The following is an 11,908-nucleotide window of genomic DNA, read 5'->3' on the forward strand; positions in this document are numbered from 1 at the left end:
CCCAGCTATGTTGTATTGAACAATAAACTGGAGCTATTTTTTAAACTTAGCACTGGTTTTTAACTCAGCGCAGGGGGCCTATCTAGTGATGAAAACGCTCCGCGGACTGGCGCGCCAGCTCACGGATACCATCCCAATCTTCCGCTTCTACCATTGCTTTGGGTGTTAACCAGGAGCCACCTACGCACATCACATTGGGCAGCGATAGATAGTCATCGGCGTTGTCGACGGTGATGCCGCCGGTGGGACAGAAGCGGGCTTCTGGAATCGGCGCACCAAACGCTTTGATCGCTTTGGCTCCACCGCTGGATTCCGCTGGGAAGAACTTGAATCGACGATAGCCGTACTGCCAGCCCGTCATTAGCTCAGAAACCGTCGAGACCCCCGGCAACATGGGCACCGGGCTTTCAACGCCATAACGATAGAGAGCTTCGGTTGCGCCTGGTGTTACTACAAAGTCAGCACCAACCTGCTCGGCCTGGCGGTACTGGGCAGGCGTCAGCACTGTGCCCACGCCAATGCTGGCACCGGGCAACGCTTCACGCATACGCTTCACTGCTTCTAGCGCGCAGTCGGTACGCAGGGTAACTTCCAGCACGGTTAAGCCACCCTCTACCAGGGCGCGGCCTAGTGGTACCGCATCTTCCAAACGCTCGATAGTGATGACCGGAATCACCTCGGCTTTCAAGCAGATGCTATCCAGCTCTGCAGTGCGCGTAGAAGGTAACTGTTTGTCGATAGTCATTAGTGAGTCTCCAAGCAACTTATTATTGGCTAAGGCAGTTAGCGCTCAAGGCGCCCAGTAAATTGCCAACGGGCAGGTTAAAAAGGCACGAATAGGCAGTTGACGAACGTCGTCGCCGTTGAGTGCCTTGGCCAATACGGCGCGTTTATCTTCGCCTGTAATATGTAGAATGTGCCGCCGCGCCTGATGCAGGCGATCGGCGGAAAAGGTGATCCGGGGTTGCGGCTGACTAGGCGTTCTTACCGCCACTAACAGCTCCTCGGTGGCAAGGGCCAGGGTCAGTTCAGGACTATCGGGAAATAGTGACGCCGTATGACCATCACCGCCCATACCTAGAATCACCACGCTGGCAGGCCACGCTAGCGATTCCGCTTGCTTGGCAACTTCATCAACGCCCTCTTCAGGCGTAGCCGCGCTGCAAGTTAACGGTATAAAAGTGGCCGCCGATGCTTCGCCCTGTAGAAGATGCTCACGCACCAACTTGGCGTTGCTATCGCTGCTCTGCTCGTCTACCCAACGTTCATCGGCCAGCGTTACATCTACCCGATCCCAGGGCAGCGGCTTGGCCGCCAGTGCCTTAAAAAAGGGCACTGGCGTAGAGCCACCAGAAACCACCAGTAGGACGCGCTCCTGGTGGTTTAAATCTTCTTGCAGCCCTTGAAACACAGCTTCGGCAAGCTGCTCGGCCAACTGTTGGCGTGCTTGGCTCATATTAATAATCCTCGTACCAGCTGCGGCCATCCTGAGTAATCATGGCAATAGAAGCGACCGGCCCCCAAGAGCCTGCTGGATAACGACGCGGCGGCGTGTCGCGTTTTTTCCAGCCATCAATGAGCTGGTCGCACCAGCGCCAGGCGTGTTCAATTTCATCGCGACGCACGAACAGGTACTGCTGGCCTTTCATGACTTCGAGCAGCAGGCGTTCGTAAGCATCGGGTATCCGCGATTTGGGAAATGCGCTGTTGAAGTCCAAATGCAGCGGCCCCGGGCGCAGACGCATGCCTTTATCCAAACCGCTATCTTTGGTCAATACTTGCAGGGCAATACCCTCTTCCGGCTGCAGGCGAATAATCAACTTATTAGAGGCGATGCCGCGCTGGTCCGGATCGAAGATATAGTGAGGCTGCTGACGGAAGTGAATGACGATCTGCGAGAGCTTCTCCGGCATGCGTTTACCGGTGCGCAGGTAGAAAGGCACGCCTGCCCAGCGCCAGTTAGACACTTCGGTTTTCATGGCCACAAAGGTTTCGGTCTGGCTCTGGGTATTGGCGCCCTCTTCTTCCAGGTAACCCGGCACCGACTGGCCATCGCTAGTGCCGGCGATATATTGGCCGCGAACCACATCACGGCCAAGCGCTTCGCCCACAAACGGCTTGAGCGCTTTAAGCACTTTAACCTTCTCATCGCGAATGGCATCGGCATCCAGATTGGAGGGTGGATCCATGGCGATTAAGCACAGCAGCTGCAGCAAGTGGTTTTGCACCATGTCCCGCAGTTGACCCGCCTGGTCGAAATAACCCCAGCGCCCTTCGATGCCCACTTTTTCGGCAACGGTAATTTCCACATGGGAGATGTTGTTCTGATTCCACTGAGTGCCAAACAGCGGGTTGGCAAAACGCAGCGCAATCAGGTTTTGTACGGTCTCTTTACCTAAATAGTGGTCAATACGGTAAATCCGCGATTCGGGAAATACTTGACCAATGGCGTCGTTAATTTCAATGGATGAGTGCAGGTCGTAGCCGATGGGTTTCTCAACCACCACACGGGACTCATCGTCCAGGCTTTTACTGGCCTGCAGGTGACGGCAGATATCGCCATAAATAGGCGCACCAACGGAGAGATAGACCACCATTGGGCGCGGAGAGCCCTTTCGCCACTGGCGAATGGCGTCGTAACCCTCAACGCTGGAAAAATCGAGTTTTAAATAATCTAGGCGGGCGAGAAAGCGCTCGAGGCTCTGCTTATCCTGCTCGCTGCTTTTCAACCGTTTCTGCAGCGCGTCGTTAACCATTTTCCGGAACGATGCAGCGTCATGCTCATGGCGAGCCAGCCCCATAATGCGCGTGCTTTCAGGCATCAAGCCTTCGCGATCAAGATGGTATAAGGCAGGAAATAGCTTGCGCATGGCAAGATCACCCAGCGCCCCAAACAGCGCTAAATCAATAGCGTTATTCGGATCGCCCAGCGGTGCACCTTGGGAAGCAGTGGACTGGCTCATCGTCACTCCTGTTTATAATTAGGCATCTTATGTAGTTTGATTACCTAAAATTTACCGTAATACGGGTATTGTACGCAATAATTCGTGTAATTTTACTACAAAATAACCGCGAATTCTGCTCTATCGACGCACTCAGCACTTCATATCAATCCCTCTCCTTCCACTTTTACTCTACGCCCTTGATATACGCCACTGCTACGCCCCCTGAGGAGGAGGTGACCTTGCGCATAATTGGCCACTCTGCGGAAGTTGATAAATAAATGACCACAACAACAATGAGGTTATGACTCGATGGCAACGCTACGCTACTTTATCAGACCGCTACTGACAGCCACTCTGGCTGCCAGCGCTACCCTGCCAGCCTTCGCGTTCGAAGATGACCGCTTAACCATCTGGATGGGCGACAACAAGGGCCAGGAAGGCATTCAGCTGCTGGCCAATCAGTTTCTTGAAGAGACGGGCATCGAAGTTGAGGTGGTCTTTCCGGATAATCTGACAGACCGTTTTCAACAGGCGGCAGGTAGTGGCCAAGGGCCGGATATCGTGATCTGGGCACACGACCGGATTGGCGAGTGGGCACAAAGCGGCCTATTAAAACAGATAGCGCCTAGTGACAGCTTCCGTGAGTCTTTTTATGACTTCTCTTGGGAAGCTGCCCTGTGGAATGGCGAAACCTATGGCTACCCCATTTCAGTGGAGTCACTCGGCCTAATTTACAACAAAGCTCTGGTGGACACGCCACCGGAGAGCTTTGCCGAGCTAATGCAGCTGGACGAGACGCTTTCCCGAGAGGGTAAAAAAGCCATCCTGTTCGACTACAGCGAGCCCTACTACGGCTGGACGCTGCTAGCCGCTAACGGTGGCTACCCGTTTAAACAAACTGACGCAGGCTACGACGTTACCGATATTGGCGTTAACAACGAAGGCGCCGTACAGGGTGCTGAGTTGCTGGTCGAGCTGATCGAAAGCGACGTGGTGCCGCGGGGAACCGACTACAGCATCATGGATAATCGTTTTAACAAGGGCGAAGTGGCGACCATGATTAGCGGCCCCTGGGCCTGGCCGAACCTTGAGCGCAGCGGCATTGATTACGGCGTCGCCCTGCTTCCCAAGGTCGGCGACGAACGTGCCAAGCCCATGTTTGGCGTTATGACGGCAATGATCAACTCAGCGTCGCCCAATGACTTCCTGGCCGTCGAGTTCCTGGAAAACTACCTGCTCAGCGAGGAGGGTATGCGCACCTTCAACAGCGATGGGTCGCTGGGGGCCGTGGCCCACATCGACTATCAGGCCGAGCTTGCCGACAACCCCAACATCGCGGCTACCCTCGAGAACGCTGAAGTCGGTATGCCGATGCCGAACATTCCTGAAATGGGCGCCTTCTGGGCAGCCATGGAACCCGCGTTGCAAAACATCGGCAGCGGGCGTCAATCCCCCCAGGAAGCACTGGATGCCGCCGCGCGGCGTATGCGCCAGTAGCCACTCGCCTTTCCTTCACTGCCCTGCCATGGCACACCGCTGGCAAGGCCGGGCAGTTTCGCAGGACATCTTTAATGTTTACCACGAATGCTTCGCGGGGTTTGCCCCGCCACCGCTCCCGCCATGTGGCCGAACGCTATTCCCGCTGGGCAATGCGCAGCGTGATCGGGCTGATGGTACTGGCCCTGCTTTGGCTGGTGATGGCTTTTTATCTGCACGGCCAATGGGTATTTGCGCTGCTATTTTTAGTGCTTGGCACGTCGCTGGGCGTGGTATTCAGTCGACGTTCGCTGATGAGCCACAGGTATATTTTCCCGGCAGTGGCCGGGCTTGGCGTTTTCGTTATTTTCCCGCTGGTGTATACCGTCGGCATTAGCTTCAGTAACTACAGCTCGGACAACCTGCTCAGCCAGGAGCGCGTGCGCGCTCAGCTCACCGCCCAAAGCTACCAGGCAGAGGGGGCAGCCTTTTCCTATTCGCTTTACCAGCAGGACGAGCTGGTGCGCCTCTACCTGGAAAGCGACGCTCCTGCGGGCGACAACGACCGGCTACTATCCGCCGCGATCAACCTAACTAACAGCGAAGTCCGTCGCGCTCCAACCCAAGCCGTAGACGGCCCGCCCGAAGGTGAGCCGCTTCCCATGCGCGCAGCTATCCAGGCCCGCGACGCCCTCCAGGCGCTGCGCCTGCAAACGCCCGGGGGCACCGAGCTACGCATGGCGGGCCTGCGCCAGTTCGCGCCAATGATCGACCGCTATGAGATTCGTGACAACGGCAGCCTTTATGATCAGCAGGAGGGTAAGGTGCTGACGCCGGATAACGATATCGGCTTTTTCGTCACCGAGAACGGCGAACGCATCACCCCTGGGTGGCCGGTGAACGTGGGCTTCACCAACTACAGCAAGATCTTCACCGACCCGGATATACGCGGGCCGTTTATGCAGATATTTGTCTGGACCTTCGTGTTTGCCGGGCTCACCGTACTGTTCACGCTGGCCGTGGGGTTCGTCCTCGCCTCGCTGCTGCAGTGGGATCAGCTCAAGGGCAAGGCGGTCTATCGGACGCTGCTGATACTGCCCTACGCGGTTCCAGCGTTTATTTCGATTCTGATTTTCAAAGGCATGTTCAATCAGCATTTTGGTGAGGTGAACATGATTCTGGAGGCACTGTTCGGCATTTCCCCAGAGTGGTTTACCGACCCCTGGCTAGCCCGAACCATGCTGCTGATCGTCAATACCTGGCTGGGTTACCCCTACATGCTGTTGCTGTGCATGGGGCTGATTCAGTCGATACCCGGCGATCTTTACGAGGCCTCGGCGGTAGACGGCGGCGGGCCGATCACCAACCTGATGAAGATCACTCTGCCGCTGATCATCAAACCACTCACGCCGCTGTTAATCGCCGCCTTTGCATTCAACTTCAATAACTTCGTACTGATTGCGCTGCTCACCGGGGGCAGCCCGGACATTCTGGGTGCCAGTACGCCCGCGGGCACCACCGACCTGCTGGTGAGCTATACCTACCGCATCGCCTTCCAGGATGCCGGCCAGAACTTCGGTCTGGCGGCAGCCATTGCTACGCTGATTTTCCTGCTGGTGGTGGGCATGTCGGTGGTGAATTTGCGGCTTTCCAAGGTTAAAGTTTAGGAGGTTTACGATGGCGATGGTACAACCCCGCTCCATTCGCGCACGGCGATGGGGCGCCCAGATGGCGCTGATCGGCTTTGTTTCACTGATCGTGTTTCCGCTGCTGTTGGTAATTTCAATCTCGTTTCGTGAGGGAAACTTTGCCTCGGGGAGCTTGATCCCCGAGCGCTTCTCGTTGGAGCACTGGTCACTGGCGCTGGGTATTCCCTGGGAGCGCCCGGACGGTAGCATCGTCCAGCCCCCCTTTCCGGTACTGCTGTGGCTGTGGAACTCCATCAAAGTAGCAGTCGTGTCATCGGTATTAATTCTTATGTTAGCAACCACCAGCGCCTACGCCTTTGCCCGTATGCGCTTTAAGGGCAAGGAGCCGCTGTTGAAAGGCATGCTGATTTTCCAGATGTTCCCCGCCGTGCTCTCGCTGGTGGCACTCTACGCGCTGTTCGACCGGCTGGGTCAGTTCGTCGGCTGGCTGGGGATCAACACCCATGGCGCGCTGATTGTCGCCTCGCTCGGCGCAGTGGCGCTGCACATCTGGACGATCAAGGGCTACTTCGAATCCATCGACGGGTCGCTCGAAGAAGCCGCCATGGTGGACGGGGCAAGCACCTGGCAGGCGTTTCGCTACATCCTGCTGCCGCTGTCGGTACCGATTCTGATGGTGGTGTTCATCCTGGCCTTTGTGATGAGCATCATGGAGTACCCCATGGCGTCGGTGCTGCTAGTGGATGAGCATAAGCTCACCCTCGCGGTGGGCGCCCAGCAATACCTGGCCGACCACAATCAGCGCTGGGGCGACTTCGCCGCTGCTGCCGTGCTCTCGGGGCTGCCAATCACTGTGGCCTTCCTGATCTGCCAGCGTTGGATTATTGGCGGGTTAACCGCCGGGGGCGTTAAAGGTTAAAAATATTAAAACTAAAGAAGGCGTTTAGCTAGCTTGCCCAAACCCAGCACTTTGCTGGGTTTTATTGTTTTTTTTTACAGACTTTTTATGGAAGGTCATGGTGTCATAGCGAATGTTAAGAATACTAAACGGCGAGCTGGGCATATGACTCCATTCACACCATGGTTTTACCGTAGCAGGAATGTGTATCGGCACTGGGCACCTGTTTTTAAAATCATCTCGATTCTCTGGGTTGTCCTAGCGCTGTTCATGCTAGTGCCTTTCGTCGTACTGCTGATTGAGAGAGACCCTGACGCACCTGCCTTCGGCGTTTCCATTTTGATTGTACTTGGCGCCGCAGCGCTCACTAGGTTACTCACCTATCGCGCAGCCTTAGAGTTGAAGCCATGGCAAATGTTTATTCTTACTGCCGCCAGTTGGGTCACCATTAGCGGTTTTGCCAGCCTGCCCCTAGTGCTTGGCGCCCCTCAATTAACCTTCACCAACGCGGTGTTTGAATCGGTATCGGCGATAACCACGACGGGTTCTACCATTCTGGTCGGCATTGAGCACTTTTCCGATGGATTGAAGCTATGGCGAGGGTTAATGCAGTGGATGGGCGGCATCGGCATTATCGTTATGGGCATTGCGATTTTGCCGTTTCTTAAAGTAGGCGGTATGCGGCTGTTTCACACCGAGTCGTCTGACTGGTCAGATAAAGTAATGCCACGCACTGGCGGTATTGCTAAGGCGACGCTGACGATTTATGTCAGCCTAACCTTGGCCGCGATTGGTAGTTATTGGTTCGGCGGGATGACGCTACTAGACGCTACCGTACATGGCATGACATCGCTGGCCACTGGCGGCTTTGCCAATTCTGATGCTTCATTCGGGGCTTACGCCGACCAGCCTTGGCTGCTGTGGATGGGCAGCTTTTTTATGATCTGCGGAGCACTACCGTTTGTTTTGTATATCCGCTTTATTCGCACCTCACGCAGCGCTTTATGGAAAGACCAGCAGGTACGCGGTCTATTAAAGCTACTGCTGGCCGCCATCTTGATGCTTAGCGCCTGGCGGGTCATTCAGGGAGATAACTGGTTTGAATCACTTACCCACGTCACCTTCAACGTGATTTCAGTGGTCACGACCACCGGTTATGCCTCTGATGATTACACCCAGTGGGGAGCGCTGCCGGTGGTCGCTTTTTTCTACCTGACCTTTGTGGGCGGATGCAGCGGCTCTACTAGCGGCGGGATGAAAATCTTCCGGTTTCAGATTGCCTCCTTAATGCTGCTTAACCAGCTGCGTTATCTCATCCATGCCAATGGTGTGTTTACCACTCGCTATAACCAGCAGCCGGTCACCAGCGATATCTCGCGCAGCGTAGTGGCCTTCTCGTTCTTTTTCTTTATCACTATTGCCGCACTGGCGCTTAGCTTATCCGCCCTGGGGTTGGATTTAGTCACCGCTCTTTCCGGTGCCGCCACCGCAGTCACCAATGTGGGGCCAGGCCTTGGCGATATTATCGGCCCCGCGGGTAATTTTGCTCCCCTACCCGACGCGGCGAAGTGGCTGCTATGTATTGGCATGCTGATGGGCCGATTAGAAATACTCACCGTCGTGGTGTTACTGACACCCATGTTCTGGCGGCGCTAGCCGATCATTTTGAAGGACGTTCGCGTTGAGCAATCGTTAAGGACAATCGTGCCATGACGCTTAGAAAATCGATGTTTAAATCCTTTGGGCAGATTGTGAACCAGCTGCGCTTGCCAATGCCGTCAGAAATCCTGATTGCGCTGGCGAGCACGCTAGTTGCTCTGCTGATCGCCTGGGGCCTATATACCTGGCTAGCCTTGGCTAATCTTTCGCTGATTTTTCTTACCGCGGTTCTCGCCAGTGCTGTGTTGGCAGGAAGCTACGCAGCTCTGTTATGTGCTGTGCTGGGCTTTCTGACGTTTAATTTTTGCTTCACCGTTCCGCACTTTTCGTTAGCGGTTGAAGAGCAAGAGCAACTGCTAACACTGCTGTTCTTTCTATTAGTCGCATTGGTCGTCGGCAAGATCGCCGGAGATAGCCGCCAACGCCTGCTGGAGCTGAGCGCCGCTCGCTTGGCTGAAGAGCAGGAGAGATTGCGTTCAGCGCTGCTATCGTCGGTTTCCCACGACCTGCGTACTCCACTAGCGTCAATTATCGGCGCGGCCAGCTCGCTTCGCACCCTGGATGCACAGCTCAGCCGACAGGATCGCTTTGCGTTATTAGATGGCGTGCTAAGCGAAAGCGAACGCCTTAACCGCTATATACAAAATCTGTTGGATATGACCCGGCTAGGGCATGGCGACATGAAAATTGAGCGCGACTGGGTGGCGTTTGATGATTTAGTCGCTTCAGCACGAAAGCGCTTAGGCAGCGCCCTTGAAGGCTTCCAAGTAGAGCAGCACTGGCCAAAAGAGCTACCCCTGCTTTACGTTCACCCCGCCCTGATTGAGCAAGCGCTGGTCAACGTGCTTGAAAATGCGGCGCGCTTCTCACCCCCTAATGGCCATATCACTATCGAAGCCCAATGTCGTGACGAGAAAAGGGCTGGAGATCAGCCTATCTTATTGTTTTCGGTTACCGACCAAGGCCCAGGCATACCCGAAGCACTGCGCGAGCGCGTATTCGATATGTTTGTCACCGGTAACGACGGGGATCGCAGCCTGCACGGTAGCGGCTTGGGGCTGGCGATTTGTCGGGGAATGCTTGGCGCCCACGCGGGTCAAATCCAGGCAAGCCCTGGGCCTGACAGTATTGGCACCAGGATTACCATGACGCTGCCTCTATCGGCACCCAGCAAGGACGCCGAGAATGACCACTGATCAAGCGCGCGTATTAGTCATTGATGACGAGCCACACATTCGCCATTTTTTGCGTATCAGCCTCACCTCTCAGGGATTTCAGGTGATTGAGGCGGCCAGTGGTCGCGAAGGGTTGGAAAAACTCAATGCTGATGCCCTTACCGCTAATGCCGACATCGTTTTGCTGGATCTTGGTCTGCCAGATATGGATGGACAGCAAGTGCTCGATTCGATCCGCAAGTATAGCGAGGTGCCCGTGATCATTGTTTCGGTGCGCGGCCATGAGGCTGAAAAAGTGCGCGCCCTGGATAGCGGTGCGAGCGACTACGTTACCAAACCATTTGGCATTCAAGAGTTGCTGGCACGTATTCGAGCCCTATTAAGGCGGCGCGCCAGCCCAAGTGCCCAGCGTTTCCAGCAGGGTGGCTTGATCGTCGACCTGGCCGCTTACCAAGTGAGCCTGCACGGCGAGGCCATTCATCTAACGCCTAAAGAGTTCGCCGTTCTGGCCCAGCTCACTGCGTCCGCTGGGCGAGTGGTTACTCAAACCCAGCTATTGCGACAGATATGGGGCCCGACCCACCAGGAAGATACTCACTATTTGCGCATCGTGGTTAGCAAACTGCGTCAAAAGCTAGGTGATGACCCGCAGTCCCCCACCCTGCTGCAAACTGAACCCGGCATTGGTTACCGACTCTCCCTTGAGCCTGGCCGTGAGGACAAGACCGCATGAAAATTATTATTCTCGGCGCCGGCCAGGTCGGCGGCACACTGGCTGAACACCTCGCCCGCGAGGAGAACGACATCACCGTCGTTGACACCGACGCCAAAAAACTGCGCGAGCTGCACACTAAAATCGATATCCGCACCGTCACCGGGGCGGGTTCCTACCCGATTGTGCTGCGTCAGGCGGGCTGTGAAGACGCCGATATGTTGATCGCTGTCACCAATAGCGACGAGATCAATATGATCGCCTGCCAGGTCGCCCATACGCTGTTTCGCACGCCGACCAAAATTGCCCGGGTGCGCGCCACGGCGTATTTGACCCGTAAAGGCCTTTTTGCCCACGAAGCGATCCCCATTGATGTACTGATCAGCCCTGAGCAGGTGGTCACCGACTACGTGCGCCGCTTGATCGAGCACCCCGGTGCCCTGCAGGTGCTGGAGTTTGCCGGTGGCTTGGTACAGCTGGTGGCGGTGAAAGCGTTCTACGGCGGCCCGCTGGTGGGCCAGGATTTGGCTTTTCTGCGCCGCCATATGCCCAACGTGGATACCCGCGTGGCCGCCATTTACCGCCGTAACCGACCGATTATCCCCCGTGGTGATACGGTCATCGAAGCCGACGACGAGGTGTTCTTCCTCGCCGCCCGTCGGGATATTCGCGCAGTGATGAGCGAGCTGCGCCGGGTCGAGCGGGATTTCCGTCGGGTCGTGATCGCCGGGGGTGGCAATATCGGCGAGCGCCTGGCCGAACACCTGGAGCATAGCCACCAGGTCAAGATCATCGAGCACAGCCTGGAGCGCTGCACCACCCTCTCCGAGCGGCTGGATCGCACCGTGGTGCTCCACGGCAGTGCCACCAGCAAGCGCTTGCTGGAAGAGGAGAATATCGAAGAGTGCGATATCTTCTGCGCGCTGACCAACGACGACGAGGTCAATATCATGTCGTCGCTGCTCGCCAAGCGTTTAGGTGCGAAGAAGGTGCTGACGCTGATCAATAACGCCGCCTATGTGGACTTGGTGCAGGGGGGCGAGATCGATATCGCTATTTCTCCCCAACAGGCGACCATTGGCAGCCTGCTGACCCACGTGCGCCGGGGCGATATCGTCAACGTCCACTCGCTGCGCAGGGGCGCCGCCGAGGCCATTGAAGCCATCGCCCACGGCGATAAGCAGTCATCAAAAGTGGTGGGCCGTACCATCCGCGATATCGCACTGCCCGACGGCACCACCATCGGTGCGATTGTGCGCGGCAAAGAGGTCATCATCGCCCACGGCGATGTGATGGTTGAGAGCGGTGACCACGTGATTCTATTCGTGATCGACAAGCGCCGCATTCGCGACGTGGAGCGCCTGTTCCAGGTCGGCTTGACGTTCTTTTAAAGA

The 11,908-nt window shown here is 56.1% G+C and carries 10 protein-coding genes; 7 read left to right on the top strand and 3 right to left on the bottom strand.

What is annotated here, in order from left to right; genetic code table 11:
• Nucleotides 1–82: 82 nt before the first annotated feature.
• Genes SR894_RS11945 through zwf form a run of 3 tightly spaced genes read right to left on the bottom strand, consistent with a single transcriptional unit; the run spans nt 83 to nt 2,963 of the window.
• The gene (locus SR894_RS11945; RefSeq protein ID WP_133732622.1) at nt 83–745 is read right to left on the bottom strand and encodes a bifunctional 4-hydroxy-2-oxoglutarate aldolase/2-dehydro-3-deoxy-phosphogluconate aldolase; all 663 of its coding nucleotides are present in this window, start codon (nt 743–745) and stop codon (nt 83–85) included.
• A 45-nt stretch (nt 746–790) separates the two neighbouring features.
• The gene (gene pgl / locus SR894_RS11950) at nt 791–1,456 is read right to left on the bottom strand and encodes a 6-phosphogluconolactonase (protein WP_088699810.1); all 666 of its coding nucleotides are present in this window, start codon (nt 1,454–1,456) and stop codon (nt 791–793) included.
• Between the two features lies 1 nt (nt 1,457).
• Nucleotides 1,458–2,963, bottom strand: coding sequence for a glucose-6-phosphate dehydrogenase (gene zwf, locus SR894_RS11955; protein ID WP_133732623.1), 1,506 nt, complete (start codon nt 2,961–2,963; stop codon nt 1,458–1,460).
• 291 nt (nt 2,964–3,254) lie between these two features.
• On the opposite strand from zwf, the gene malE reads away from it, so the two are divergent.
• The 7 genes from malE (at nt 3,255) to trkA (ending at nt 11,905) form a co-directional block, all read left to right on the top strand.
• Nucleotides 3,255–4,442, top strand: a complete 1,188-nt coding sequence (malE, locus tag SR894_RS11960; protein WP_133732624.1) for a maltose/maltodextrin ABC transporter substrate-binding protein MalE — start codon at nt 3,255–3,257, stop codon at nt 4,440–4,442.
• Between the two features lie 74 nt (nt 4,443–4,516).
• On the top strand, nt 4,517–6,088 hold the full coding sequence (malF, locus tag SR894_RS11965) for a maltose ABC transporter permease MalF (protein WP_133732625.1): 1,572 nt from the start codon (nt 4,517–4,519) through the stop codon (nt 6,086–6,088).
• Between the two features lie 10 nt (nt 6,089–6,098).
• Nucleotides 6,099–6,989, top strand: coding sequence for a maltose ABC transporter permease MalG (gene malG / locus SR894_RS11970; protein WP_133732626.1), 891 nt, complete (start codon nt 6,099–6,101; stop codon nt 6,987–6,989).
• Between the two features lie 144 nt (nt 6,990–7,133).
• Complete coding sequence (locus tag SR894_RS11975) at nt 7,134–8,624, top strand: TrkH family potassium uptake protein (RefSeq protein ID WP_133732627.1); 1,491 nt, start codon at nt 7,134–7,136, stop codon at nt 8,622–8,624.
• A gap of 53 nt (nt 8,625–8,677) precedes the next feature.
• Nucleotides 8,678–9,823 carry a sensor histidine kinase gene (locus SR894_RS11980; RefSeq protein WP_133732628.1) on the top strand — a complete coding sequence of 382 codons (1,146 nt, stop codon included), beginning with the start codon at nt 8,678–8,680 and terminating at the stop codon, nt 9,821–9,823.
• Nucleotides 9,813–10,535, top strand: a complete 723-nt coding sequence (locus tag SR894_RS11985; protein ID WP_133732629.1) for a response regulator — start codon at nt 9,813–9,815, stop codon at nt 10,533–10,535. The genes SR894_RS11980 and SR894_RS11985 overlap by 11 nt, the downstream gene beginning before the upstream one ends.
• Complete coding sequence (gene trkA, locus SR894_RS11990; RefSeq protein ID WP_133732630.1) at nt 10,532–11,905, top strand: Trk system potassium transporter TrkA; 1,374 nt, start codon at nt 10,532–10,534, stop codon at nt 11,903–11,905. Before SR894_RS11985 ends, trkA begins: the two co-directional genes overlap by 4 nt.
• Nucleotides 11,906–11,908 lie beyond the last annotated feature (3 nt).

It is taken from the genome of Vreelandella neptunia (assembly GCF_034479615.1).
In the GTDB taxonomy this organism is placed as follows: domain Bacteria; phylum Pseudomonadota; class Gammaproteobacteria; order Pseudomonadales; family Halomonadaceae; genus Vreelandella; species Vreelandella neptunia.